Source organism: Burkholderia sp. Bp9099, from assembly GCF_003857805.1.
Lineage (GTDB): Bacteria > Pseudomonadota > Gammaproteobacteria > Burkholderiales > Burkholderiaceae > Burkholderia.
On record NZ_QTPU01000006.1, the window covers coordinates 49875 to 75784 of the forward strand.

The following is a 25910-nucleotide window of genomic DNA, read 5'->3' on the forward strand; positions in this document are numbered from 1 at the left end:
GACCTGCATTGTGACTGTTGTGTCCCGTCAACTGACGCTCGATCTCGGCACGCCGCCGCCCGCCACGTTCGACAACTTCATCATGAATGAGGAGAACGACGAGCTCATCTCGCGGCTCCAGAAGCTCGACCTCGCGCTCGCGGCGGGGCCCGTGCCGGACCGGTCGTTCTACATCTGGGGCGAGCCCGGCAGCGGCCGCACCCACCTGCTGCAGGCGCTCGTGAGCGACGCGTCGTACGGCTACGCGCGCTATCTGACGCCGCAAAGCCCGCTCGGCGCGTTCACGTTCGACCCGCGCATCGGCATCTACGCGATCGACGACTGCGACAAGATGAGCGACACGCAGCAGGTCGCCCTGTTCAACCTGTTCAACGAGGTCCGCGCGCACCCGTCGAGCGCGTTCGTCGCGGCGGGCCCCGCGGCGCCGCTCGCGCTCGACGTGCGCGAGGATCTGCGCACGCGCCTCGGCTGGGGGCTCGTGTTCCACCTGTCGCCGCCGTCCGACGCCGGCAAGATCGCCGTACTGAAGCTCGCGGCGAAGGAGCGCGGGATCGCGCTCACCGACGACATCGCCGCTTACCTGCTCACCCATTTCCGCCGCGACATGCCGAGCCTGATGGCGCTGCTCGACGCGCTCGACCGCTTCTCGCTCGAGCAGAAACGCGCCGTCACGCTGCCGCTGCTGCGCCGGATGCTGGCCCGCCCCGGCGACGACATCGCACCACCGGGCACAGGCCCGAACCGCTTCGAGTAAAATGCGCTTCCATGACTAATCTGGCACTCTTTGACCTCGATCACACGCTGATCCCGACCGATAGCGACCACGAATGGGGCCGCTTCATGGTGAAGCTCGGCATCGTCGACGCGGAAAGCTTCTCGCGTCAGAACGATCAGTTCTTCGCCGACTACAAGGCCGGCAAGCTCGACATCCATGCTTACCTGTGCGCGATGCTCACGCCGCTCGCGAAGTATTCGCGCGCGCAACTGGCCGAATGGCACGAGCAGTACATGCACGAGGTGATCCGCCCCGCGATGACGCCCGCCGCGCTCGAACTCGTGCGCAAGCACCTCGATGCCGGCGACCTGTGCTGCGTCGTGACCGCGACCAACGAGTTCATCACGCGTCCGATCGCGACCGCGTTCGGCGTCGACACGCTGATCGCGTGCGAGGTCGAAACGACCGACGGCCATCCCGACTCGCCGTACACGGGCCGGCCGACCGGCACGCCGAGCTATCGCGAAGGCAAGATCGTGCGCACCGAAGCGTGGCTCGCGTCGCTCGGCAAGCACTGGGACGACTTCGAACACAGCTACTTCTACAGCGACTCGCACAACGACATCCCGTTGCTCGAGAAAGTCACCGACCCGATCGCGACCAACCCCGACGACACGCTGCGTGCGCATGCAAGCGACCGCGGCTGGCGCATCCTCGATCTCTTCTGAACGTCGTGATCAAAAAATTCATTCGCAAGCTGCTCGGCCAGGACGGCGCCGAACACACGTCACCCGTCGAGGCGCCCGCCGTCGAAACGGCCCCTGCCCCGCGCCCCGCGAAGGGGAGCCGCGGCGGCGGCGCCAGGAAGGCGCGCAGCAACCACGAGCCGACCGTCGTGCCGGCCAGCGTGCACCAGATCGATCCGTCGCTGATCTCGCGGAACGCCGTGCGCGTGACCGACACGCTGCAGCAGGCGGGCTTTCGCGCGTTCATCGTCGGCGGCGCCGTGCGCGACCTGCTGCTCGGCATCGCGCCGAAGGACTTCGACGTCGCGACCGACGCGACGCCGACCGAGGTGCAGCGCCTGTTCCGCCGCGCGCGCCTGATCGGCCGCCGCTTCCAGATCGTCCACGTGCAGTTCGGCCAGGAACTGATCGAGGTGTCGACGTTCCGCGCGCTGGTCGACGCGCCGCCCGAAGCGGCCGCGGCCGAGCCGCCGAAGCGCCTGAAGCGCGACGAGCTCGACCGCCGCACGCATGCGGTGGACGCGAGCGGCCGCGTGCTGCGCGACAACGTGTGGGGCGAACAGCACGAAGATGCCGCGCGCCGCGACTTCACGATCAACGCGATGTACTACGACCCGTCGACGCAGACGGTGCTCGACTACCACGACGGGATGGCCGACATGCGCGCCCGCCTGTTGCGGATGATCGGCGACCCGGCCACGCGCTTCCGCGAGGATCCGGTGCGGATGCTGCGCGTCGTGCGCTTCGCGGCGAAGCTCGGCTTCGAGATCGAGCCGCACACGCGCGAGCCGATCAACGCGCTCGCCGACCTGATCAACAACGTGCCGGCCGCGCGCCTGTTCGACGAAATGCTGAAGCTGCTGCTGTCGGGCCATGCGCTCGCGTGCCTGCAGCAGCTGCGCAAGGAAGGCCTGCACCACGGGCTGCTGCCGCTGCTCGACGTCGTGCTCGAGCAGCCGCAGGGCGAGAAGTTCATCACGCTCGCGCTGAACAACACCGATGCGCGCGTGCGCGCCGGCAAGCCGGTGTCGCCGGGCTTCCTGTTCGCGACGCTGCTGTGGCACGACATGCGCCAGCGCTTCGAGCAATACACGGCGGAGGGCGAAATCCCGGTGCCGGCGCTCCATCGCGCGATGGACGACGTGCTCGACATGCAGACCGAGAAGCTCGCGATCCACAAGCGCTACTCGGCCGACATGCGCGAGATCTGGGGCCTGCAACTGCGCCTCGAAAAACGCTCGGGCCGCAGCGCGATGCGGCTGCTGGAACACCAAAGGTTTAGAGCGGGGTATGATTTCCTCCTGTTACGCTGCGAATCCGGCGAGCTCGATGCGGAAGTCGGACAGTGGTGGACGGATTTCATCGAAGGCGACGCGGCCGCCCGTGAGGCACTCCTCACGCAGGGCGGCTCGAAGGAAAAATCGCCCCGCAAGCGGCGCCGCCGCGGCGGTGCGCGAAACCGCAAGCCGGGCGAAGGCGCCGCCGAGCAGGCGCCGGACACCGCGGGCGGTTCCGACGACTGACGCGCTCGCCGGCGAACGACGTAGGAAGTGATGCCATGACGGTTGCATATATCGGACTGGGGGCGAATCTCGGCGATGCGCGCCAGACCCTGAAGGACGCGGTGGTGTGCCTCGCGCAGCAGCGCACCATCTCGATCCTCGGCAAATCGAGCCTGTATCGCACGGCGCCCTTCGAAGCGGGCGGCGACGATTACTACAACTGCGTCGTCAAGCTCGACACGACGCTGTCGGCCCGGGAGCTGCTCGCGCTCTGCCAGAAGATCGAACATCACTTCGGGCGCGAGCGCCCGTATCGCAACGCGCCGCGTACGCTCGACCTCGACATCCTGCTGTTCGGCTCCGATTCGATCGACGAACCCGACCTGATCGTCCCGCATCCGCGCCTCACCGATCGCGCATTCGCGCTCGTGCCGCTCGTCGAAATCGAACCGGCGCTCGACATCCCCGCGCGCGGCCGCGCCGATGCGTTCCTCGCCGCCGTCGCCGATCAGCGCGTCGAGAAGGTGCAGACCTGCCAATGCCTGATGCAGAAGGCCCTTGCCGCCGGCGCCGACGCCGACAAGAACCCCTGCCGATGAACACCACTCCGCTGACCGTCACCGCGCCCGACCTGCGCGCCCCGCATCGCTACCTCGTGATCGAAGGCCCGATCGGCGTCGGCAAGACGACGCTCGCGCGCCTCTTCGCCGAGCGCTGGTCGATGCAGGCGCTGCTCGAACGCCCGCAGGACAACCCGTTCCTCGAACGCTTCTATCGCGACACCGCGCGCTACGCGCTGCCCGCGCAGCTGTCGTTCGCGCTGCAGCGCGCGCAGCAGGCGCGCGAACTGATCGGCGCGCTCGATACGGGCCGGCCCGTCGTCGCCGATTTCATGCCGCAGAAGAACGACATCTTCGCGCGGCTGAACCTGCCGGAAGACGAATGGCAGCTGTACCGGTCGATCGCGACGCACCTCGACGTGCCGCAGGCACCCGCGCCCGATCTCGTCGTCTACCTGCAGGCGAGCCCCGAGGTGCTGTTCTCGCGCATCCAGAAGCGCGGGCTGCCGATGGAGCTGCAGATCAGCGACGCGTACCTGCGCTCGCTCGTCGATGCATACAACGAATTCTTCTATCACTACGACCGCACGCCGGTGCTGACGGTCGCAGCCGAACACCTGAACCCGCTGGATTCCCCCGAAGACCTCGCGCTGCTGATCGAGCGCATCGACACGATGCGCGGCCGCAAGGAATTCTTCGTCAAGGGCGAGACGACGCGCTGACGCGTCCTCGCCTGTCGTTCCTCCCCATCGAACCGGATTTCCCATGACCTATCTCCAGGAATCGAGCCGGCCTGCCGTCACGGTGCCCAAGCTGCAGGCAATGCGCGAAGCCGACGAGAAGATCGCGATGCTCACCTGCTACGACGCGAGCTTTTCCGCGCTGCTCGATCGCGCCGGCACCGACGTGCTGCTGATCGGCGACTCGCTCGGCAACGTGCTGCAGGGCCACACGACCACGCTCCCGGTGTCGCTCGACGACATCGCGTACCACACCGCATGCGTCGCGCGCGTGCAGCCGCGCGCGCTCGTCGTCGCCGATCTGCCGTTCGGCACGTACGGCACGCCGGCCGAGGCGTTCGCGAACGCGGTCACGCTGATGCGCGCCGGCGCGCAGATGGTGAAGCTCGAAGGCGGCGAATGGCTCGCCGACACGATCCGCTTCCTCGTCGAACGCTCGGTGCCGGTGTGTGCGCACCTCGGCCTCACGCCGCAGTCGGTGCATGCGTTCGGGGGCTTCAAGGTGCAGGGCCGCACGGAAGCCGGCGCCGCGCAGTTGCTGCGCGATGCGCGGGCGATCGAAGATGCGGGCGCGCAGCTCGTGGTGCTCGAGGCGGTGCCGACGCTCGTCGCGTCCGAAGTCACGCACATGCTGAAGATCCCGACGATCGGCATCGGCGCAGGGCTCGATTGCTCGGGTCAGGTGCTGGTGCTGCACGACATGCTCGGCATCTTCCCCGGCAAGCGGCCGCGTTTCGTGAAGGATTTCATGCAGGGGCAGCCGAACATCCAGGCGGCCGTCGAGGCGTACGTGAGCGCGGTGAAGGACCGCACGTTCCCGGGCCCGGAACACTCGTTCTGACGCGGGACGGGCGTGCCGTGGCGCGCGGTCGGCGCTTGCTGCGGCACACTCGCTGACGTGGCCGCGATGCGGTGCGCCGTTTCTCGTAGTGCATGACGAACAGCGCGTACTTTCTAACTCGTCCTATTCCTGCACACCTTCGTCGCTGCGACCATCAAGCCTTCGTCGATCGAAGGAGTGGAAAGGATGGCGCACGTGTATGAAAAGGCGGCTGACCTCGTCGGGCAAAAGCTGGCAGGCGACGGAGAATGCGTCGCGCTGGTCAAAATTTTTACTTCCGTCGGCCCCACCGCCATCTGGCGCCCAGAAAAAAGATAGGCGGCGACGGGAGTATCCGCGCCGGTACCGTCATTGCGACTTTCGAGAACGATCGCTACCCAAGCCGATCGCATGGGAATCATGCGGCGTTCTATCTGGGCCAGGATGTGCGCGGTATCCACGTCGTTGAACAATGGCGCTCACTCAAGGCAATTCAGAGAAGATGCATTCCGTTCAAAGGCAAGGACAAAAATGGCCGTTACATCGATCCGAGCAATAACGCCGATGCATTTTCGGTCGTGAAATAATGACGCTCATCCGCCAAACACCGTATCGGCTGCTCGCCATCGCCGCGCTCGCATGCAGTTCACTCGTCGCATTACCCGCGTCCGCTGCGACCGAAGACTGCCCCGCACGCGTTGCCGTTACCCAGCAACTCGACGGTCAACCACCCGATGGCTGGAAAAGCTTCGACACGCAAAGCACCTACCCGCTTGCCAGCGTCACCTTCTGGTCAGGGCCGCCGGACCGGATGATGTCCTTGCTGCCGAACCGCTCGCGCTCCGAACCCAAAAGCGACGTCTATACCTGGTCGCTCGCTGAAAACCGTGAGGATTACTGGGTCTCATGCGACTACGGGAATACGAGCGTCGTGATCGCACGACCGCTCGGCAGACAGGCGCAGACTTGCGTCGCGCGTTACAGGCGTGGGCACGCCATCGTACAAAGCTGGCAATGCACGCCGCGGAAGTAATCCGCGTTCAGGCCGGTGCGCTGCCTTGAATCAGCCGCGCCGCGACCGACCCGCGCAACGCATTGCAGATCATCAACTCGTCTGCGTTCAGCACATCGTCGAGCGTCAGCACACGCTCTTTTGCGCCTAGCGCCGGATCGTCGAGCAGCACACCGCGCATCACGCCGGGCAACACGCCGCACGACAACGGCGGCGTCAACCACACGCCATCACGCTTCACGAACACATTCGACCGCCCGCCTTCCGTCACCTCGCCGCGCTCGTTGACGAACAGCATGTCGAAGCCGCCGAGCGCTTCCGCCGCCTGCCACGCGCGATCGTATTCCGCGCGGTGCGTCGTCTTGTGCAAGAGCAACGCATCGTCCGCGCGGGTCGGCGCGAAGCCGTGCGCGGACGCGAGCATCACGCCGACCGGCCCCGCGGGCAGCGGCTTCAGCGCCGCGGCCGTGATGTCGACCGTGCCGTCCTTCGCGAGCGCGAGCTTCATCCGGTACGGGCCGTCGCCGTCCAGCGCCGCGCAGCGCGCGTCGATCTCGCGGCGCAACGCGTCGGCGTCGAGGCGGAAGCCGAACGCATCCGCGCTGCGCTGCAGCCGCGCGAGATGGCGCTCGAGATGCCGGATGCCGTCCGCACGTGTCGCGGCCGTGGTTTCGAACAACTGGAAGCCGGGATCGGCATCGGTCAGGAATCGCGCTTTCAATTCACACTCCGCATATTCGTCGGCGGCGACGCTGTCGAGCACGATGCCCGCGCCGACACCCATCCTGCCGCGCCGCCGGCCGCTAGCGGCCGTTGCCGCGTCGCGCGAGCCGATCGTTGCGGCCGCATCGACGGCGATCGCATCGAGCGTCAGCGTCCGGATCGCGACCGACAGGCAGAAATCGCCGCAGCCGGCCACGCCGTCGGGCACCGCAGCGCCTGCCGAAAGGCCTTCCTTCGGTGCATCGAGCCAGCCGATCGCGCCCGTATAGAGCCCGCGCGGCGTCGACTCGATCGCGTCGATCAGTTCCATCGTCTTGTGCTTCGGCGCACCGGTAATCGATCCGCACGGAAACAGCGCGCGCAGCATCTGCGCGAACGAGGTGCCGTCACGCCAGCCGGCCTCGACCGTCGACGTCATCTGCCACACCGACGCATACGGCTCGACCGAGAACAGCGCCGGCACCTTGACCGTGCCCGTGCGCGCGATCCGCGACACGTCGTTGCGCAGCAGGTCGACGATCATCACGTTTTCCGCGCGGTTCTTCGGATCGCTCGCGAGGAACGCGGCGGCCGCCGCATCGTCGCGCGGATCGGCCGAGCGCGGCGCGGTGCCCTTCATCGGCCGCGCGCGCAGCACGTCGCCGTGCTTCTCGACGAACAGCTCCGGCGAGCACGACACGACCCACGCGCCGTCGGGCAGCGCGATCAGCGCGCCGTAACGCACGGGCTGACGCGCGCGCAGCCGCCGGTACAGCGCGAGCGGCGTGCCGAACATGTCGAAATTCAGCCGGTACGTGTAGTTGATCTGATACGAATCGCCCGCCCGCAGCGCGTCGTGCACCGCGGCGATCGCCGCGTCGAACGCGTCGCGCGACACACTCTTCGCGACGTGCGCGACGCCCGCGATCGACGGCGGGCCGCCGCCGTCCTGCTGCGCGAGCCATGCATCGACTTCATCGCGCGACAGGCGCTCGCAGCGCGCATACAGCAAAAAGCGCAGCGGGGCATGGCCCGGCTGCGCTCTGTCCAGATTGCGTCCGAATTCGTAGTCGCCGACGACGATCGCATGCAGCCCGTCGCGCAGATCCTGCGCCACCGCCGCATCGACTTCGTCGAGCCGTGCCGGATCCGTGCACACGCGTTCGCGCACGAAACCGGAATACAAACGACTCGACCGCGCGGACGCGGTCGAGTCGCAATCGTCCAAGAGCGCGAACGACGCGCTCTCGTTGCCTTCAGTCATGCCGTTACTCGAAGAAGCTCTTCACCCGGTCGAACCAGCTCTTGCTCTGCGGGCTGTGACGCGCACCGCCCTCGGCCAGCGACTTCTCGAACTGCTTGAGCAGATCGCGCTGCTGGTCGGTCAGCTTCACGGGCGTCTCGACCTGCACGTGTACGTACAGATCGCCCGCGATGCTCGAACGCAGACCCTTGATCCCCTTGCCGCGCAGGCGGAACGTCTTGCCCGACTGCGTGCCTTCCGGCACCGGGAACGACGCACGGCCGGCCAGCGTCGGCACCTCGATCTCGCCGCCCAGTGCGGCGGTCGTGAACGGGATCGGCATCTGGCAGTGGAGATCGTCGCCGTCGCGCTCGAACACCGAGTGCGGCTTGATGTGGATCTCGACGTACAGGTCGCCCGGCGGCCCGCCGTTGATGCCCGGCTCGCCGTTGCCGGCGGAGCGGATCCGCATCCCGTCGTCGATGCCGGCCGGGATCTTCACTTCGAGCGTCTTGGTTTCCTTCACCTTGCCCGAGCCGTGGCAGTGCACGCACGGTTCCGGGATGTAGGTGCCGGTGCCGTGGCACTTCGGGCAGGTCTGCTGGATGCTGAAGAAGCCCTGCGACATGCGCACCGTGCCCTGGCCGTGACAGGTCGGGCAGGTTTCGGGCTTCGTGCCGGGCTTCGCGCCCGACCCGTGACAGACTTCGCACGATACCCAGCTCGGCACGCGGATCTGCGTGTCGTAGCCGTGCGCGGCCTGCTCGAGCGTGATTTCCATGCTGTAGCGCAGGTCGGCGCCGCGATACACCTGCGGACCGCCGCGGCCGCCGCGCGCGGCACCGCCCGCGGCCTGGCCGAAGATGTCGCCGAAGATGTCGCCGAACGCATCCGCGAAGCCGCCGAAACCCTGTGCGCCCGCACCGCCCATGTTCGGATCGACGCCCGCGTGGCCGTACTGGTCGTACGCCGCGCGCTTCTGGTCGTCCGACAGCATTTCATAGGCTTCCTTCGCCTCCTTGAAATGCTCTTCCGCATCCTTGTTGTCCGGATTGCGGTCAGGGTGATACTTCATCGCAAGCTTGCGATACGCCTTCTTGATTTCGTCGTCGCTCGCGTTCTTCGCGACGCCCAGAACCTCGTAGTAATCCCGTTTCGCCATATCGATTCACTGTGCCGTCGCGCGTCACGCACGCGGCGGCTCCTTTCGCCCGCAGTAAAGTCTCTCGACTCGTCTGGCGCTGCGCCGTCCGCGGACGGCTCGCGCAGCACCCGCCAAAAAACAAATGTGCCCGGAGGGCCGCGAAGCCCGCCAGGCGTGGAGTCGATCCGGCCATCCGGAAGGAAAGACAGACCGCTTTCAGTCGTTTGTCAACCGCGCCGCGCGCGTTTTCACGCGCGGCGTACGGTGCCATTGCAACCCGGCTTAGTCCTTCTTCACTTCCTTGAACTCGGCGTCGACGACGTCATCGGCAGCCTGCTGCGCACCGCCCGCCTGGGCCGCGCCTTCCGCTGCACCCGCCGCGCCGGCTTGCTGCGCCTGCATGTCGGCGTACATCTTTTCGCCGAGCTTCTGCGAAGCCTGACCGAGTTCCTCGACCTTCGCGTCGATCGCCGCCTTGTCGGCCGACGTATCCTTCAGCACGTCCTCGAGCGACTTCAGCGCCGCTTCGATCTTTTCCTTCTCGCCCGCGTCCAGCTTGTCGCCGTACTCGGTGAGCGCCTTCTTCGTGCTGTGGACCAGCGCGTCGCCCTGGTTGCGCGAATCAGCCAGCTCGCGCAGCTTGTGGTCTTCCGCTGCGTTCGCCTCCGCGTCCTTGATCATCTGGTCGATTTCAGCGTCGGACAGGCCCGAGTTCGCCTTGATCGTGATCTTGTTTTCCTTGCCGGTCGCCTTGTCCTTCGCGCCGACGTGCAGGATGCCGTTCGCGTCGATGTCGAAGGTCACTTCGATCTGCGGCACGCCGCGCGGCGACGGCGGGATGCCTTCGAGGTTGAACTCGCCGAGCAGCTTGTTGCCTGCCGCCATCTCGCGTTCGCCCTGGAACACCTTGATCGTCACGGCCGACTGGTTGTCGTCCGCCGTCGAATACACCTGAGCGTGCTTCGTCGGGATCGTCGTGTTCTTGTTGATCATCTTCGTCATCACGCCGCCGAGCGTCTCGATACCGAGCGACAGCGGGGTCACGTCGAGCAGCAGCACGTCCTTGCGGTCGCCCGACAGGACCTGGCCCTGGATCGCCGCGCCGACTGCGACGGCTTCGTCCGGGTTCACGTCACGGCGCGGATCCTTGCCGAAGAACTCCTTCACCTTCTCCTGCACCTTCGGCATGCGGGTCTGGCCGCCGACCAGGATCACGTCGTCGATGTCCGACACCTTGACGCCGGCGTCCTTGATCGCGATGCGGCACGGTTCGATCGTGCGCTCGACCAGATCCTCGACCAGCGCTTCCAGCTTCGCGCGGGTGATCTTCAGGTTCAAGTGCTTCGGACCCGATGCGTCGGCCGTGATGTACGGCAGGTTGATTTCGGTCTGCTGGCTCGACGACAGCTCGATCTTCGCCTTTTCAGCGGCTTCCTTCAGGCGCTGCAGCGCGAGCACGTCCTTCGACAGGTCGACGCCCTGCTCCTTCTTGAACTCGCCGATGATGTAATCGATGATGCGCTGGTCGAAGTCCTCGCCGCCGAGGAACGTGTCGCCGTTGGTCGACAGCACTTCGAACTGCATTTCGCCGTCGACGTCCGCGATCTCGATGATCGACACGTCGAACGTACCGCCGCCGAGGTCATACACGGCGATCTTGCGGTCGCCCTTCTCGGCCTTGTCGAGGCCGAACGCGAGCGCGGCTGCCGTCGGCTCGTTGATGATCCGCTTGACTTCGAGGCCCGCGATGCGGCCGGCATCCTTGGTTGCCTGGCGCTGGCTGTCGTTGAAGTACGCCGGCACCGTGATCACGGCTTCCGTGACCGGCTCGCCGAGGTAGTCTTCGGCCGTCTTCTTCATCTTGCGCAGCACTTCGGCCGAAACCTGCGGCGGCGCGAGCTTCTCGCCGTGCGCTTCGACCCATGCGTCGCCGTTGTCGGCCTTGATGATCGCGTACGGCATCAGGCCGATGTCCTTCTGGACTTCCTTCTCTTCGAAGCGGCGGCCGATCAGGCGCTTCACGGCGAACAGCGTGTTCTTCGGGTTGGTCACGGACTGACGCTTGGCCGGCGCGCCGACGAGCACTTCGTTGTCGTCCATGTAGGCGATGATCGACGGCGTCGTGCGCGTGCCTTCCGAGTTCTCGATGACCTTGACCTGGTTGCCTTCCATGATGGCGACGCACGAGTTCGTGGTGCCGAGGTCAATACCGATGATCTTTCCCATTTTTCCTAATCTCCAGAAATGCTTGTTTGCTGCGCGAAACCCCGCGTTTTTGGGCAGTTTCGTGCGCCAGAATTCAACTCTGTTCCCGAAATGCGTCCGGCCGATCCGTTTTCAAGACCCGCCAAGCGATGCGGATATTAAATTTTTTCAATCGCCGCCGGTAGCCGGATCGTACGAACCGGCGTCGCGGTCCGACGGCGCGCCGGCCGCCGCGGCGATCTTCGCGCGCGCCGCCGACACCGCCGCCTGGAACTGCGCGAGGCCATGCCAGCCGGTCGCGCGGCCGAGCCGCTTGCCGCGGTGGAAGAAGAACCACGTCGGCACGCCGTGCAGGCCGAAGCGGCGCCCCAGCTCATGATGTTCGTACACGTTGCAATGGAACCACTTCAGATCCAGCGCGCGGATCGCGTCCGGCTGGGCGAGCATCGCCTTCTTGGCGATCTCGCAGTTGAAGCAGTCGACGCCCCAGAAGAACACCACGGCGAGCACATCACCGGCGCCGGCGATCGCGGCGTCGAACGTGTCGGCCGCCAGCGCCTGCATGTCGAACGCTTCGAACGCGGCCGGATCGACGCCGGCGGGAACCATCGCGTCGGCCTTACTTCGGCTGGGCGACCGTGACGAGCGCCGGGCGCAGCACGCGGTCGGCGATCATGTAACCCTTTTGCAGGACGGTCACGACGGTGTTCGGCTCCTGCTCGGCCGGCACCATCGAAATCGCCTGGTGCTGGTGCGGATCGAACTTCTCGCCGACCGGGTTGATCGCGACGACGCGGCCCTTCTCGAGCGCGCTCGTCAGCTGGCGCAGCGTCAGTTCGACGCCTTCGCGCACCTTCGTGATGTCGCCGGACGTATCGCCGACGGCAGCCTCGAGGCTGTCCAGCACGGGCAGCAGGTGCTCCGCGAAGCCCTCGATCGCGAACTTGTGCGCCTTCGAGACATCTTCCTGCGCGCGGCGGCGGACGTTCTCGGTCTCGGCCTTCGCCCGCAGGAAGCTCTCCTGCAGCTCGGCGACCTTGGCTTGAGCCTCCGCGAGCGCCGCGTCGGCTGCTTCGGCGGCGGGCGCCGCGCCTTGCGCCGCCTGCTTCTCGCTGCCGATGTCTTCGGCCGATTGGGTAGCCGGGTTCTCTTGCGTGTTTTCCATGTCGCTGAAAGTCGATTAGAGGTTGAAGCCAAATCGGCAACCGCCGGACCGTATGTCGGCGGCACCGCACATTGTTGGTGCAAATAAGGGCGAAAACTGCGATTTCAAGGGGGTTATTCACCGGCATTCGCCAATGCCGTGAAACAACCGCGCTGCGCACCGCCGATTACGTGCATTTGTCGCCGGATCGGACGAAACGACCGGTAACAACGCTTACCAGGCAAGTACTAGCTCGGCACAGGGGGGTGCACTACACTCCATTCAAGCGTCGAAAAAGCGCGTTTACCCTAGCTTACCGGCGCCTGACATCCACCTGGCGCTGCATTCACAGTCCCATCGAGGCGCGTACCGTGAAACTGACCTTTGCCATATCGGTGGTCGCGCTGGTACTGATTGCCGGCACCACCACCATCTGCCTGTCCGGAGCCGTCACCGACCGCACGACCGAATACGGGAGCGCGCGGGCGACGTTCGACCAGATGTTCAGCTCCCACCAGAAAATCTGTCGATGATGCGCCGGTCGCGCTTGGTCGGCCGGCCGTGCAGTTCCGCCGCCGGCTCGCGATAGGTGCGGCGCCGTTCCAGTTCGGCGAGCCGCGCGACGCGCCCCGCTTCCGTTTCCTCGTAAAGCGTCTGCGCGATGCTCGCGGGCCCGCGCACGTCGCAAATTCCCAGCACGGCAATGTGCCAGACGACACCGTCGATCGCAATCTCGACCTCGTCGCCGACGCGCACGTCCTTGGCCGGCTTCACCGCCGCGCCGCCGATCTTCACGTGGCCCTTGTCGACCGCGTCGGACGCGAGCGAGCGCGTCTTGAAGAAGCGGGCCGCCCACAGCCATTTGTCGATGCGCAGCTTTGCGCCGGGTTCAGTCGAAATCCTGTAGTTCATCGCGTTCAACTCACCGTTTCGGGCTGCGCGGCCTTCACCGGCCAGCCCTGCAGATTCTCGGCGACGATCTCGCCCAACGCGCCGATCCACGCGGGCGCGCCGTTCAGGCACGGAATCCGGTGGAACGCCTGGCCGCCGCCCGCGATGAACTCGTCGCGCACCTCCATCCCGATCTCCTCGATCGTCTCCAGACAATCGGCCGTAAAACCGGGACAGAACACGTCGGCCCGCCGCACGCCCGCCTCGCCGAGTTCGCGCAGCGTCGGCGCCGTGTAGGGCTGCAGCCACTCGGCCTTGCCGAAGCGCGACTGGAACGTCACGCGGCATTCGAGCGTCGACAGCCCGAGCGCGGCCATCAGCAGCGCGCCCGTCTGCTGGCACTGGTCGTGATAGGGGTCGCCCAGATCGAGCGTGCGCTTCGGCACGCCGTGGAAACTCAGCACGAGCTTGTCGCCGGCCGCGAAGTCGGGCCGGCCATGCTGCGCCCAGTACTGGCGCACCTGCTCGGCGAGCGCGTGGATGTAGGCCGGATGGTCGGCGTAGTGCCGCACCGTGCGCACTTCCGGCTGGTTGCGCATCCGCGCGAGCGCGGCGAACGCGGCATCGAATGCCGTCGCGGTGGTGGACGCCGAGTATTGCGGGTACATCGGCATCAGCAGCACGCGCTCGACGCCAGCACGCTTGAATTGCGCGAGCGCCTGCGCAATGCCCGGGCTGCCGTAGCGCATCGCGTAGTCGACCGTCACCTGATAGCCGTTCGACGCGAGCAGGTGGCGCACGCCGTCGGTCTGGCGCTCGGTGTATACGCGCAGCGGCGAGCCTTCGGGCATCCAGACGGCCGCGTACTTCTTCGCGGACGCGCGACCGCGCAGCGGCAGGATCAGCGTGCGCAGCAGCACCTGCCAGACGACCTGCGGGATTTCGACGACACGCGGATCCGACAGGAACTCGGCCAGATAGCGCCGCACCGCGCGCGGCGTCGGGGCGTCGGGCGTGCCGAGATTGATCAGCAGCACGCCGATGCGATGGGCAGCTGCGACGCTCGAAGGCGGCTCAAGATCGAAACGCATGGGCAGGAACGTGCTCGGGGCACGCAGTCGGACGGCCCTCAATTATAGCGGGCCGTCTCGCCCGGGTCGGCTGGCCGTTCGGCCGACTGGCGGTGCGCACGGCGCCGCGGCACGATGGCGGGACGGTATCGGTCGGGTTACTGCTGGCTCAGCGTGAGCGACAGCAGCCGCGCGGTGATGTCGACGATCGGGATCACGCGGTTGTACGCCATGCGGGTCGGGCCGATCACGCCGAGCGTGCCGACGATCTGGCCGTTCACCTCGTAGGGCGCGGTCACGACGCTCATTTCCTCGATCGGCACGAGCGTCGATTCGCCGCCGATGAAGATCTGCACGCCCTGGGCGTGGCTCGACACGTCGAGCAATTGCAGGAGGCCCGTCTTTTGGTCGAACACGTCGAACAGCTTGCGCAGCCGCGCCATGTCGGACGACAGATCCGCCACTTCGAGCAGGTTGCGCTCGCCGGAAATGAGCACGGTGTCCTCGGTGTCGGGCACCTCGGTGCTGGCCGTCACGGCCGCATGCATCAGCGTGGTCATGTCGCCGCGCAGCTGGTCGATCTCGTCGCGCAGGCGGCGGCGCACCTCGTCGAACGACAGCCCGGCGAAATGCGCGTTGATGTAGTTGGACGCCTCGGTGAGCTGCGACGGCGAATAGTCGCGCGGCGTCGCGAGCATCCGGTTCTGCACGTCGCCCTCGGGCGTGACGATGATCAGCAGGATGCGCTTGTCCGACAGCCGCATGAACTCGATCTGCTTGAACACGTGGCTGCGGCGCGGCGTCAGCACGACACCCGCGAACTGCGACAGGTTCGACAGCACGCTCGCCGCGGCCGCCACGACCCGCTGCTGCGGTTCGCCGGCCTGCAGCGTGTTCTGCACCTGGCGCGCGACGGCCTCGGCGTCGATCGGCGCCTCGACCGTCAGCATCGTGTCGACGAACAGCCGGTAGCCGCGCGGCGTCGGCACGCGGCCGGCCGACGTATGCGGGCTCGACACGAGGCCGAGCTCCTCCAGGTCGGACATCACGTTGCGGATCGTTGCCGGGCTCAGTTCAAGCCCGGAATAACGGGACAACGTGCGCGAGCCGACCGGCTGACCGTCGGCGATATACCGTTCGATCAGGGTTTTCAGGAGGGTTCGTGCGCGAGGATCTAGCATGGTGGAAAATTTTAGCGCAACCGCGCGAGCACGGCGAGTGGCCGCGGCCACTGTCGCCCGGGCCGACCGATCCGGCCCCGTTCGCGCACAGCCGGTTCTTTTCGTCAACGAGCTATGGTGTAATGCCGGCATGAAAACCGGTAATCAGTTCAACACCGTCGCGCTCGTCGGCCGGAGCAACACGCCCGGCATCGCCGAGCCGCTCGCCACGCTGGCTGGCTGCATCGCGAAGCTCGGCTTCGAGGTCGTGTTCGAAGCCGAAACGGCGCGCGAGATCGGCATCTCCGGCTATCCGGCGCTCACCCCGGCGGAGATCGGCGCGCGCGCGGACGTGGCGGTCGTGCTCGGCGGCGACGGCACGATGCTCGGCATCGGCCGCCAGCTCGCGCCGTACAAGACGCCGCTGATCGGGATCAACCACGGGCGGCTCGGCTTCATCACCGACATCGCGGCGGCCGACATGCAGGCGCGCGTCCCGGTGATCCTGTCGGGCAAGTTCGAGCGCGAGGAGCGCTCGCTGCTCGAGGCCCGGATCGTGCGTGACGGCGAACCGATCTACCACGCGCTCGCGTTCAACGACGTCGTCGTGAACCGCAGCGGCTTTTCCGGGATGGTCGAGCTGCGCGCGTCGGTCGACGGCCGGTACATGTACAACCAGCGTTCGGACGGCCTTATCGTCGCCACGCCGACCGGCTCGACCGCCTACGCGCTGTCGTCGGCCGGCCCGATCCTGCATCCGCAGCTCCAGGGCATCGTGCTCGTGCCGATCGCGCCGCACGCGCTGTCGAACCGGCCGATCGTGCTGCCCGACGATTCGAAGATCGCGATCCAGATCGTCGGCGGCCGCGACGTCAACGTGAACTTCGACATGCAGTCGTTCACCTCGCTCGAACTGAACGACACGATCGAGGTGCGCCGCTCGAAGCACACGGTGCCGTTCCTGCACCCGGTCGGCTACAGCTACTACGCGACGCTGCGCAAGAAGCTGCACTGGAACGAACACGCATCGAACGAAGACGACAAGGCGTCCTGACGCACCCACGCCCGACACCATGCTCCGCCACCTCTCGATTCGCGACTTCGTCATCGTCGCCGCGCTCGATCTCGAATTCGACAGCGGCTTTACCGTCTTTTCCGGCGAAACCGGCGCCGGCAAATCGATCCTGATCGACGCCCTGGCCCTCGCGCTCGGCGAACGCGCCGACGCGAGCGTCGTGCGCGCCGGCTGCGGCCGCGCCGACATCACCGCCGAATTCACGCCGCACGACCGCGTCGCGCGCTGGCTCGACGAACACGCGTTCGACGCCGAGGACACCGTGATGCTGCGCCGCGTGATCGACGCGAACGGCCGCTCGCGTGCGTTCATCAACGGCACCAGCGCGACGCTCGCGCAGCTGCGCGAGCTCGGCGAGATGCTGGTCGACATCCATGGTCAGCACGCGCACCAGCTGCTGATGCGGCCCGACGCGCAGCGCGAGCTGTTCGACACGCACGCGGGGCTCGTGGCCGATGCCGCGAACGTCGCACGCGCGTGGCGCGTCTGGCGCGACGCAACGCAGGCGATCGACGCCGCGAAGGCGCATGAGCGCGAACTGCAGCTCGAACGCGAGAAGCTCGCCTGGCAGCTCGCCGAGCTCGACAAGCTCGCACCGCAACCCGGCGAATGGGACGAAGTCGGCAGCGAGCACAAGCGCCTGTCGCATTCGGCGAACCTGATCGCCGGGGTGCAGGGCGCGCTCAACGCGCTGTCCGAGGCCGACGACGCGATGCTCCCGCAGCTCGGCGCGATCGTGTCGAAGCTGCGCAGCCTGGCCGACTACGACACGGGGCTCGGCGATGCGCTCGCGTCGCTCGAACCGGCCGAAATCCAGCTGCAGGAAGCCGTCTATTCGCTGTCGCACTACGCGCAGCGCCTCGATCTCGACCCGGCCCGGCTCGCGCAGGTCGAAACGCGCCTCGACGCGCTGCACTCGACCGCCCGCAAGTTCCGGCTGCCGCCCGACACGCTGCACGAGGAACATGCGGCACGCCGCGCGCAGCTCGCCGCGCTCGACGCGGCCGCCGATCTCGGCGCGCTCGAAGCCGCGCAGGCGAAGGCACGGGAAGCCTATCTCGCCGACGCGAAACACCTGTCGGCGGCCCGCGCGCAGGCTGCGAAGGCGCTCGGCACGGCCGTCACGGCCGGCATGCAGGAACTGTCGATGGCGGGCGGCAGCTTCGAAGTCGCGCTCGTGCCGCTCGCCGACGGCGGCCCGCACGGGCTCGAACAGGTCGAATTCAGGGTCGCCGGGCACCCCGGCGTGCCGCTGCGGCCGCTCGCGAAAGTCGCGTCGGGCGGCGAACTCGCACGGATCAGCCTCGCGCTAGCCGTGATCGCAAGCGCCGCCAGCCCGACGCCGACGCTGATTTTCGACGAAGTCGACACGGGGATCGGCGGCGGCGTCGCCGAGGTGGTCGGCCGCCTGCTGCACCAGCTCGGGCGCGACCGCCAGGTGCTGTGCGTGACGCACCTGCCGCAGGTCGCCGCGCGCGGCGACCATCACTTCCAGGTCGCGAAAGGCGCCGACGAGCGCGGCGGCACCGTCTCGTCGGTCGTCCCGCTCGACAAGGCGAGCCGGGTCGAGGAAGTCGCGCGGATGCTCGGCGGGCTCGAGATCACCGCCACCACGCGCAAGCACGCGAAGGAAATGCTGGCGGCCTGACGCCGGCTTCGTCGGCCGAAATGCAGAAGATCGGCGCATGCGCCGGTCCCGGACCGCCGACGAACCCCACGTTTTTCGGAACGCGGCGTGTCGCCTTTCCCGGAACAGGCCTGCAGCGGCACGGCGAGCAGGCAGACCGATCTGCCGGTCGAACCGCTCGCACGGCGCAGTTTTTCGATGGACGGGCGCCGCCCGAGCGCCGCCCGCCCTACCCCGCGGATTCGAGCGTCCTGCCGCGAACGCGGGATTCAAACGTCCGCCTCAAACGCCCGTTTCGACCGCGCCGAACACACGCTCCCACAACGCCGTCACGGCCGCCCGCTCGTCGGCCACGAGCGCCGGATCGACCCGCGCCTTCTCCATCCCGTCGAGCCGCAGCTTGTGCTGCAGCTTCCGGTACTTGCGGTACGCGGCGCCGACGCGCTCGGCCTCGTCCTCGCCCATCAGCCCGAACCGCGCGACCTCGCGCAGCAGCGCGATGTTGCCGGTGTTGCGGATCAGCTCGGCGTCGCTCGACGCATGCAGCAGCACCCAGTACTGGACGATGAACTCGATGTCGACCATCCCGCCGCGATCGTGCTTCAGGTCGAACAGCTCGGTCTGGTTCGGATGGCCGGCGAACACCTTGCCGCGCATGTCGACGATTTCCTTCGCGAGCACCGCCCCGTCGCGCGGCGTCGTCAGCACCTGCTGGCGGATCGCCTCGAAGTCCGTGCCGATCTGCGGGTCGCCCGCGCTGTAGCGGGCGCGCGTCAGCGCCTGGTGTTCCCACACCCACGCGGTGTTGGCCGCGTCGCCCTCGCGCAGCTGGTAGCGGCGGAACGCGTCGAGATCGGTCACGAGCAGCCCGGCCTCGCCGTTCGGCCGCAGCCGCAGGTCGATGTCGAACAGGGCGCCCGCGCCGGTCGCGGTCGTGAGCCACGTGATCAGCCGGCGCGTGAACGTCGTGTAGACGTCCGCCGAGCGCTCGTCGGGGTCGTCGTACAGGAAGATCAGGTCGAGATCGGATGCGTAGCCGAGCTCCTTGCCGCCGAGCTTGCCGTATGCGATCACCGCAAACTTCGGCACGTCGCGGTGGCGCTTCGCGAGCTGCGACCAGACGACTTCGATCGTCACGTCGAGCACCGCGTCGGCGAGCTCGGACAGGCGGTCGCTCACATGCTCGACCGACAGCTGGCCGGCCAGGTCGATCAGCAGGATGCGGAACACTTCCGCGTGCTGCGCGTGCCGCAGCAGGTCCATCTGCTGCTCGGGGCCGTCGGCGGCCGCGAGGCGCGCACGCAATGCGTCCTTGAACGCAGGCCAGTCGAACGGGCTCGCGATCGCTTCGTCGTCGAGCAGTTCATCCAGCAGCTGCGGATGGCGGATCAGGTAGCCGCCGCCCCAGCGCGTCGCGCCGAGCACCGACAGCACGCGGTCGAGCGCGGCCGGATATTCGGTCAGCAGCGCGAGATAAACGCCGCGCCGGCTGACCGTCTCGAGCAGGTCGAACAGCCGCACGATGGTGTCGTCGCGGCGCGCGGCGTCGATCCGTGGCGCGGCCTCGAGCGCGCGCTGCGCGACGCTGTCGAAACGCTGCCGGCTCTTTTCCGGCAGGCCCGCGTAGCGCGACGACTGCCAGATCGCGCGCAGCCGCGCGAGTACGGCCGCCGGATCGGTGAAGCCCACGCCGTCGAGGCGCGCGAGCAGCGCGTCGTCTTCGCCGTCGTCGGCGAGCGCCCCGCTCCAGATCCACGTGGCGGCCGTGTCCTCGCCCGCCGCGCAGGGGCCGCCGTTCACCTTGTCGGCAAAGATCTGGTCGAACTGCGCCTCGACGAACGTCCGGTGACCGTCGAGCACCGTCATCAGCGCCGCATAGTCGGCAAAGCCGAGCGACGCGGCCAGCACCGCCCGCTCGCCCGCATCGACCGGCATCGCGTGCGTCTGCGCGTCGTCGCGGTACTGCAGCCGGTGCTCGAGCGTGCGCAGGAAGTTGTAGGCGTCGGTCAGGCGCTCGCGCACGTCCTCGCCGATCAGCCCGCGCGCCTGCGCATGGCGCAGCACCGCGAGCGTCGGCCGCACGCGGAATTCCGCATCCTGGCCGCCGCGGATCAGCTGGAACACCTGCGCGCTGAATTCGATTTCGCGGATCCCGCCGCGCCCGAGCTTGATGTCGTCGGCCTTGTCGGGCCGCATCGATGCGCGGCGCGCGGCTTCCTGGCGAATCTGCTGGTGCAGCGCACGGATCGCGCCGATCACGCCGAAGTCGAGATAGCGGCGGTATACGAACGGCTTGACGATCGATTCGAGCTGCGCCGCCAGCCGCCGCGCCGCGTCGCTGTCGCCTTCGGATACGAGCCGCCCCTTGATCCACGCGTAGCGCTCCCATTCGCGCCCCTGCACGTAGAAATACTCCTCGAGCATCCCGAGACTGCAGACGAGCGGCCCCGAATCGCCGTTCGGGCGCAGCCGCATGTCGACGCGAAACACGTAGCCGTCGGCCGTGACCTCGGACAGCACGCCGATCAGGCGGCGGCCGAGCCGCGTGAAATATTCCTGGGTGGACAGCGGCGAGCGCGTGCCGCCGGCCGTTTCGCCGTCGTCCTCGTAGACGAAGATCAGGTCGATGTCCGACGACACGTTCAGCTCGCGGCCGCCGAGCTTGCCCATCCCGACCACGCCGAGCACGACGCGCTGGCCGTCGGCGCCGCGCGGCTCGCCGTACATCGCGTCGAGTTCGGCCGACAGCAGCGCGAGCGAGCGCTGCACGGCCACTTCGGCGAGATCGGTCATCGCGCCCGTCACCTCGGCGACGCTCGCGACGCCGCGCAGGTCGCGCTCCGCGACCGCGCCGAACACCTCGATACGCAACTGCCGCAGCGCACGCTTCAGTTGCTCGTCGCCCGGCGCGGCCGCGCCGGCCGGCGTGGCGAGCAGTTCGGTCAGGCGCGCGTCGAGCTGCGCGCGCGTGAGCGGCGCGGCGGCCCACGCGGCGATCTGGTCGGACAGCGCGGGACGCGCGGCGGCCGCGCGGGCGAGATAGCGGGAATAGGACGTGCTGATCAGGGCGGAAGCGTCGGTCATCGAAAAGCGGGCCTGGCAGTATGGCCCCGCTGCGGGAACAACGCGTGCGCGCCCCGCTGCCGACAGGCCCCTTGGACTCGGCGCGGTGTCGCGACGCGGGTGCGCCGCCGCGACAACCGCGCGCCGGAAAGCCCGTGCCGTGCGGCCTCAACGGCCGCCGGCACGAACCCGTGTGATACATTTCAACGTCAGTCTGCAAAACTACCATATCGCCGCCCTTCCGCCGCATGTCCGACCGTCAGGAATCCGCCGTAGCTGAGCCCGAAGCGGGACCTCCGAAGCACGATCATCCGGTCCTGCGTCGCGTGTTCAGGGTGACGCTGGCAGTCGGGATCGGCACGTACTTCGTCGCGTCCGGCGTGTTCCTCGGGATGCGCTACGTGCTGCTGCCGCGCATCGACGAGTACCGCCCGCGCATCGAGCGCGCGGTGTCCGACAAGCTGCACGCACAGCTTTCGATCGGCAAGCTGTCTCCGCACTGGTCCGGCATGCAGCCGGGCGTCGAAGTCGCCAACCTCACCATTCGCGGCCGTGACGGCCAGATCGCGCTGTCGGTCCCGCACGCGACGGCAGCGCTGTCGTGGATGTCGCTGCTGCGGCTGTCGCCTGCGCTGTCGAGCCTGATCGTCGACCATCCCGACCTCGTCGTCGCGCGCGCCGCCGACGGCTCGCTGAGCGTCGCGGGCGTCGGCGTCGCGACCACCCATGGCGGCAACGACACGTTCGGCACGTGGCTGCTGAAGCAGGAAGCGATCGTGCTGCGCAACGGCACGCTGCGCTGGCGCGACGCGCAGCACGACGCACCGGAACTCGCGCTGTCCGGCATCCGCCTCGCGGTGCTCAACCACGGCCGCGAGCACAAGGCCGCGCTGCAGGCGCCCGCGAACGGCACGCTGCTGCTCGGCCCGCTCGATTTCCGCGCGCGTTTCCGCCACAAGCCGCTCGCGCCGATCGGCAAGCCGACGAACTGGACCGGCGACGCGTACCTGTCGACCGGCCCGGTCGACCTGCAGACGCTCGGCCGCTATCTCGACATTCCGCTCACGATCCACGCGGGCCGGATCGACAACGCGATCTGGGCGACCTTCCAGGACGGCCACCTGCGCTCCGCGGGCGGCGACCTGCAGGGCGCCGACGTCGTGCTGCGCGTCCGGCCGACCCAGCCGCGCCTCGACGTGCCGACGGTCGGGTTCGGCTGGGACATGGCGCTGGACGCCGGCCACGACTACACGCTGCACCTGACGCGCTTCAACGCGGAGCTCGGCCAGCCGCCGCTGCCGGACGGCACGCCGCTCGCCCGTTCGCTCGCGCTGTCGACGCTGACCGCCCGCTACCGCGTGCCGACCGCCGACCAGGGGCAGCTGCTCAGCGTCGTCGGCGACCGCGTCGATCTCGGCATCCTCAGCGAGTTCATCCGCGGGCTGCCGCTGCCCGCGCGGCTGCGCAACGAGCTGATCAAGCTCGACCCGCGCGGGATGGTGTCGAACTATCACATCGAGGTCGAACGCGCGAAGCCGGCGCGGCCCGACCTGGCCGACGAAGAGCGGCGCATGGGCGCCGCGCCGATCGTCCGCTACCGCTTCCTCGGCGATCTGCAGGGCATCAGCGTCGCCGCGCAGGAGCCGCCGCCGGGTCTTTCCCCGCGCGGTCACCCGCGCGCCGGCTGGCCGGGCGTCGAGAATTTGTGGGGCCACATCGACGCGAACGAAACCGGCGGCAGCGCGCACTTCGACACGGTCAATGCGGCGGTCACGGTGCCCGGCGAATTCGACGAGCCGCGCCTGACCTTCGACCGGCTGCGCGGCAACGCGAAATGGGTGATCACGCCGGCGCCGGGCGAGAAGCACGCGCGCGTCGACGTGACGTTGCCCGACCTGTTCGTCGCGAACCCCGACGCGGAAATCGCGGTGTCGGGGACGTACACGAACCCCGGCCACGGCCGCGGCTCGCTCGACCTGCGCGCGGATTTCGCGCGCGCGTCGGTTGCGCGCATTCCGCGCTACCTGCCGACCGGGATGTCCGAGCACCTGCGCGACTATCTCGGCCATGCGCTGCAGGACGGCCAGGTGACCAAGGGAGCCTCGATCGTCGCCCGCGGCCCGCTCGAGAAATTCCCGTTCGAACACGAGCCGGACGCCGGCGTGTTCCACATCGTCGCGCCGTTCACCGGCGGGCGCTTCGAGCCGACGCCGTACCCGCCGCGCAAGCTCGCGAACGGCACGCCGAGCATCTGGCCCGCACTCGACGGAATCGACGGCGTGTTCGAGCTCGCGCAGAACAAGCTGCGCTTCGACATCGCGCGCGCGCACTACAAGCGCGTCGCGCTGACGAAGGTCGCCGGCCGGATCGACGATCTCGGCAATCCATCGAAGTCGCCGCTCGTCATCGACGGCCATGCGCAAGGCCCGCTCGCGGACCTGATCGACTACGCGGACAACAGCTCGCTCGGCGCGATGAGCGGGCACATCGGCCAGCGGATCGATGCGCAGGGGCCCGCGGCGCTCGCGCTCAAGATCACGATTCCGCAGCACGTTCCGCATCCGCATACGCACGTCGAGGGCACGCTCGCGTTCGGCGGCAACACGCTGTCGACCGACGGCGTGCCGCCGCTGTCCGCGCTGCGCGGCAGCGTGCGCTTCAGCGAGGCCGGCGCGGCGCTGCACGAGCTGTCGGGGCGCTTCCTCGGCGGCCCGGTGCGCGCGAACGGCAACTTCCAGTCGCACGGCCCATACGCGGTGGACGTCGACGGCAAGCTCGCGCTCGACGCCGCGCGCGGCCTGAACCTGCGCGGCACGGCCGCGGCGCTGCTCGAGCACGTGGTCGGCGACGCGCCGTACCAGCTCGCCGTGCGCGGCGCGCCGGGCCGCCTGCCGGAGGTCACCGCGCATTCCGACCTGACGGGCGTCGCGCTGAATTTCCCGGCGCCGTTCGCGAAACCGGCCGGCACGCCGATGCCGTTCCGCTTCACACTGCAGCCGGCCGCCCAGGCCGGCGGCAAGCGCCTCGAGCATGCCGACCTGACGCTCGGGCCCGTGTCTGCGACCTACCTGCTCGACGCCACGTCGGGCCAGCCGCTGCGCGCGGTGCGCGGCGCGATGGGCATCCACCGGATGCCCGATCTGCCGCAGGACGGCGTGAGCGCCGCCGTCGACGTCGACGAACTGGATGCCGACGCCTGGCTCGCGCTCGCCCGCACGCTGCAGCACGACACGCCGCGCGCGCCGGAGCCGCAGGCCGCGCCGCGCGTCGACGTCGCGAGCTTCACGCCGAAGCGCTTCGCGCTCCACTTCGGCACGCTGAAGCTGCTCAAGCGCAACTGGGAAAACGTGATCATCGGCGCGTCGCACGTCGACGAGCTGTGGCAGGCGAACATCGCGTCGAACCAGGTATCGGGCTACCTGTCGTGGGCGCCGGGCGGCGGCCACAACGGTGCGGGCGTGCTGAACGCGCGGCTCGCGAAGCTCGTGATCCCGCAGAGCGCGCAGCACGACCTCGTCGGCCGCGCGATGAACCTGCCGACGCCGACCGACCGGCCGATGCCGTCGGTCGACCTGATCGTCGACCAGGTCGTCGCGCGCGATCACGACATCGGCAGGCTCGTCGTCAACGCGCGCAACCTCGAGGAAGACGGCGCGCCGGTGTGGCAGCTCGACAAGTTCGAGCTGGCGAACCCGGCCGCGAAGCTGACGGCGACCGGCAACTGGCGCACGTCGCGCCGCGCGCTGGCCCGCGGCGTCGACGAAAACGATGCGCCGCGCCGCAGCGTGTTCGACTTCAAGCTCGACGTCGGCAACGCGGGCGCGCTGCTCGACCTCGTCGGCCTGCCGCGCACGCTTGCAAACGGCCACGGCACCGTGACCGGCAAGGTCGGCTGGCGCGGCGGCCCGACCGCGGTCGATCTGCCGTCGCTCGGCGGCCAGGTCGCGCTCGACCTGGAACACGGCCAGATCCTGAAGGTCGATCCGGGTGCCGCGAAACTGCTCGGCGTGCTGAGCCTGCAGAGCCTCGCCCGCTTCCTGACGCTGAATTTCCGTGACGTGATCGGCAAGGGACTGCCGTTCGACAAGATCACGGGCACCAGCCGGATCTCGAACGGGATCGCGCGCACCGACGACTTCTCGATGACGACGGCACCGGCGAACGTGACGGTGCGTGGCGCGGTCGACCTCGGCGCCGAGACGCAGGACCTGCACGCGCACGTCGCGCCGAAGATCGGCGCCGGCACGGCGGCAATCGCGGCCGCGATCATCAATCCGCTGCTGGGTGTCGGCGTGCTCGCCGCGAACTACGCGCTGTCGGAGACGCTGTCGCACGCGTTCGCGCTCGACTACGCGATCACGGGCTCGTGGGCGCATCCGCACATCGAGCGGGTGCGAGGCGATCAGGGTAAGATGAATCACGGTCCGGCCGATGCGGCGAGCCACTGACGCGCGCAGGGTGCCGGGCCGCACCCCATTTATGACGCAACCG

Annotated in this window: 21 protein-coding genes; 12 read left to right on the forward strand and 9 right to left on the reverse strand. The window is 68.2% G+C overall.

Annotated features, from left to right (window positions below):
• Positions 1–19 precede the first annotated feature (19 nt).
• From hda to DIE17_RS08060, 8 genes are all read left to right on the forward strand, one after another.
• Positions 20–754 carry a DnaA regulatory inactivator Hda gene (gene hda, locus DIE17_RS08025; RefSeq protein ID WP_044844057.1) on the forward strand — a complete coding sequence of 245 codons (735 nt, stop codon included), beginning with the start codon at positions 20–22 and terminating at the stop codon, positions 752–754.
• An 11-nt stretch (positions 755–765) separates the two neighbouring features.
• A complete protein-coding gene (locus DIE17_RS08030) occupies positions 766–1443 on the forward strand; it encodes an HAD family hydrolase (protein ID WP_044844056.1) in 678 nt (225 codons plus the stop codon).
• Positions 1444–1448: 5 nt separating this feature from the next.
• Positions 1449–2984 (forward strand): polynucleotide adenylyltransferase PcnB, encoded by a 1536-nt coding sequence (pcnB, locus tag DIE17_RS08035; RefSeq protein ID WP_124487954.1) that lies wholly within the window; start codon positions 1449–1451, stop codon positions 2982–2984.
• Between the two features lie 35 nt (positions 2985–3019).
• The gene (folK, locus tag DIE17_RS08040; protein WP_044844054.1) at positions 3020–3562 is read left to right on the forward strand and encodes a 2-amino-4-hydroxy-6-hydroxymethyldihydropteridine diphosphokinase; all 543 of its coding nucleotides are present in this window, start codon (positions 3020–3022) and stop codon (positions 3560–3562) included.
• A complete protein-coding gene (locus DIE17_RS08045) occupies positions 3559–4245 on the forward strand; it encodes a deoxynucleoside kinase (protein ID WP_124487955.1) in 687 nt (228 codons plus the stop codon). The genes folK and DIE17_RS08045 overlap by 4 nt, the downstream gene beginning before the upstream one ends.
• Before the next feature lie 43 nt (positions 4246–4288).
• Entirely contained in the window at positions 4289–5104 is an 816-nt protein-coding gene (gene panB, locus DIE17_RS08050) for a 3-methyl-2-oxobutanoate hydroxymethyltransferase (protein WP_044844052.1), read from the forward strand.
• 248 nt (positions 5105–5352) lie between these two features.
• Positions 5353–5670: a BPSL0067 family protein gene (locus DIE17_RS08055; protein WP_260426185.1), complete on the forward strand. Its 318-nt coding sequence runs from the start codon at positions 5353–5355 to the stop codon at positions 5668–5670.
• On the forward strand, positions 5670–6116 hold the full coding sequence (locus DIE17_RS08060; protein WP_124487956.1) for an STY0301 family protein: 447 nt from the start codon (positions 5670–5672) through the stop codon (positions 6114–6116). Before DIE17_RS08055 ends, DIE17_RS08060 begins: the two co-directional genes overlap by 1 nt.
• A gap of 7 nt (positions 6117–6123) precedes the next feature.
• On the opposite strand, the gene DIE17_RS08065 is transcribed toward DIE17_RS08060, so the two are convergent.
• The 5 genes from DIE17_RS08065 to grpE form a co-directional block, all read right to left on the reverse strand.
• Positions 6124–8061: a chorismate-binding protein gene (locus DIE17_RS08065; RefSeq protein WP_124487957.1), complete on the reverse strand. Its 1938-nt coding sequence runs from the start codon at positions 8059–8061 to the stop codon at positions 6124–6126.
• A 4-nt stretch (positions 8062–8065) separates the two neighbouring features.
• Positions 8066–9202, reverse strand: coding sequence for a molecular chaperone DnaJ (gene dnaJ / locus DIE17_RS08070; protein WP_044844050.1), 1137 nt, complete (start codon positions 9200–9202; stop codon positions 8066–8068).
• Between the two features lie 264 nt (positions 9203–9466).
• Entirely contained in the window at positions 9467–11410 is a 1944-nt protein-coding gene (dnaK, locus tag DIE17_RS08075; protein WP_044844049.1) for a molecular chaperone DnaK, read from the reverse strand.
• A 147-nt stretch (positions 11411–11557) separates the two neighbouring features.
• The gene (locus DIE17_RS08080) at positions 11558–11998 is read right to left on the reverse strand and encodes a thioredoxin family protein (protein ID WP_124487958.1); all 441 of its coding nucleotides are present in this window, start codon (positions 11996–11998) and stop codon (positions 11558–11560) included.
• A 10-nt stretch (positions 11999–12008) separates the two neighbouring features.
• Positions 12009–12554, reverse strand: coding sequence for a nucleotide exchange factor GrpE (grpE, locus tag DIE17_RS08085; protein WP_044844047.1), 546 nt, complete (start codon positions 12552–12554; stop codon positions 12009–12011).
• A 350-nt stretch (positions 12555–12904) separates the two neighbouring features.
• Between grpE and DIE17_RS37320 the strand changes: the two genes are divergently transcribed.
• The gene (locus DIE17_RS37320; protein WP_006476841.1) at positions 12905–13066 is read left to right on the forward strand and encodes a hypothetical protein; all 162 of its coding nucleotides are present in this window, start codon (positions 12905–12907) and stop codon (positions 13064–13066) included.
• On the opposite strand, the gene DIE17_RS08095 is transcribed toward DIE17_RS37320, so the two are convergent.
• The 3 genes from DIE17_RS08095 to hrcA all read right to left on the reverse strand — a co-directional run bounded on the left by DIE17_RS08095 (position 13038) and on the right by hrcA (position 15675).
• Positions 13038–13445, reverse strand: coding sequence for an RNA-binding S4 domain-containing protein (locus tag DIE17_RS08095; protein WP_124487960.1), 408 nt, complete (start codon positions 13443–13445; stop codon positions 13038–13040). The two genes, DIE17_RS37320 and DIE17_RS08095, sit on opposite strands and share 29 nt — an antisense overlap.
• A 5-nt stretch (positions 13446–13450) precedes the next feature.
• Positions 13451–14515: a ferrochelatase gene (gene hemH / locus DIE17_RS08100; RefSeq protein WP_044844045.1), complete on the reverse strand. Its 1065-nt coding sequence runs from the start codon at positions 14513–14515 to the stop codon at positions 13451–13453.
• 137 nt (positions 14516–14652) lie between these two features.
• Entirely contained in the window at positions 14653–15675 is a 1023-nt protein-coding gene (gene hrcA, locus DIE17_RS08105) for a heat-inducible transcriptional repressor HrcA (RefSeq protein WP_011544637.1), read from the reverse strand.
• Between the two features lie 130 nt (positions 15676–15805).
• Between hrcA and DIE17_RS08110 the strand changes: the two genes are divergently transcribed.
• Both DIE17_RS08110 and recN read left to right on the forward strand, forming a co-directional pair.
• Positions 15806–16708, forward strand: a complete 903-nt coding sequence (locus tag DIE17_RS08110) for an NAD kinase (RefSeq protein WP_124487961.1) — start codon at positions 15806–15808, stop codon at positions 16706–16708.
• Between the two features lie 19 nt (positions 16709–16727).
• Positions 16728–18377 (forward strand): DNA repair protein RecN, encoded by a 1650-nt coding sequence (gene recN / locus DIE17_RS08115; protein WP_124520278.1) that lies wholly within the window; start codon positions 16728–16730, stop codon positions 18375–18377.
• Between the two features lie 261 nt (positions 18378–18638).
• Here the strand turns inward: recN and glnE are convergent, their stop codons facing one another.
• Positions 18639–21440, reverse strand: coding sequence for a bifunctional [glutamate--ammonia ligase]-adenylyl-L-tyrosine phosphorylase/[glutamate--ammonia-ligase] adenylyltransferase (gene glnE, locus DIE17_RS08120; RefSeq protein WP_124487963.1), 2802 nt, complete (start codon positions 21438–21440; stop codon positions 18639–18641).
• 227 nt (positions 21441–21667) lie between these two features.
• Here glnE and DIE17_RS08125 point away from each other — a divergent pair, with 227 nt between their 5' ends.
• Complete coding sequence (locus DIE17_RS08125) at positions 21668–25867, forward strand: YhdP family protein (RefSeq protein WP_124487964.1); 4200 nt, start codon at positions 21668–21670, stop codon at positions 25865–25867.
• The last annotated feature ends 43 nt before the right edge of the window (positions 25868–25910 follow it).

Coding starts and splice junctions, on each gene's coding strand:
- dnaK (WP_044844049.1), bottom strand. CDS start 11,410: ATGGGAAAGATCATCGGTATTGACCTCGGCACCACGAACTCGTGCGTC.
- glnE (WP_124487963.1), bottom strand. CDS start 21,440: ATGACCGACGCTTCCGCCCTGATCAGCACGTCCTATTCCCGCTATCTC.
- hrcA (WP_011544637.1), bottom strand. CDS start 15,675: ATGCTAGATCCTCGCGCACGAACCCTCCTGAAAACCCTGATCGAACGG.
- DIE17_RS08045 (WP_124487955.1), top strand. CDS start 3,559: ATGAACACCACTCCGCTGACCGTCACCGCGCCCGACCTGCGCGCCCCG.
- DIE17_RS08060 (WP_124487956.1), top strand. CDS start 5,670: ATGACGCTCATCCGCCAAACACCGTATCGGCTGCTCGCCATCGCCGCG.
- DIE17_RS08110 (WP_124487961.1), top strand. CDS start 15,806: ATGAAAACCGGTAATCAGTTCAACACCGTCGCGCTCGTCGGCCGGAGC.
- folK (WP_044844054.1), top strand. CDS start 3,020: ATGACGGTTGCATATATCGGACTGGGGGCGAATCTCGGCGATGCGCGC.
- hemH (WP_044844045.1), bottom strand. CDS start 14,515: ATGCGTTTCGATCTTGAGCCGCCTTCGAGCGTCGCAGCTGCCCATCGC.
- DIE17_RS08030 (WP_044844056.1), top strand. CDS start 766: ATGACTAATCTGGCACTCTTTGACCTCGATCACACGCTGATCCCGACC.
- panB (WP_044844052.1), top strand. CDS start 4,289: ATGACCTATCTCCAGGAATCGAGCCGGCCTGCCGTCACGGTGCCCAAG.
- DIE17_RS08095 (WP_124487960.1), bottom strand. CDS start 13,445: ATGAACTACAGGATTTCGACTGAACCCGGCGCAAAGCTGCGCATCGAC.
- DIE17_RS08065 (WP_124487957.1), bottom strand. CDS start 8,061: ATGACTGAAGGCAACGAGAGCGCGTCGTTCGCGCTCTTGGACGATTGC.
- grpE (WP_044844047.1), bottom strand. CDS start 12,554: ATGGAAAACACGCAAGAGAACCCGGCTACCCAATCGGCCGAAGACATC.
- DIE17_RS08055 (WP_260426185.1), top strand. CDS start 5,353: ATGCGTCGCGCTGGTCAAAATTTTTACTTCCGTCGGCCCCACCGCCAT.
- DIE17_RS08125 (WP_124487964.1), top strand. CDS start 21,668: ATGTCCGACCGTCAGGAATCCGCCGTAGCTGAGCCCGAAGCGGGACCT.
- recN (WP_124520278.1), top strand. CDS start 16,728: ATGCTCCGCCACCTCTCGATTCGCGACTTCGTCATCGTCGCCGCGCTC.
- dnaJ (WP_044844050.1), bottom strand. CDS start 9,202: ATGGCGAAACGGGATTACTACGAGGTTCTGGGCGTCGCGAAGAACGCG.
- DIE17_RS08080 (WP_124487958.1), bottom strand. CDS start 11,998: ATGGTTCCCGCCGGCGTCGATCCGGCCGCGTTCGAAGCGTTCGACATG.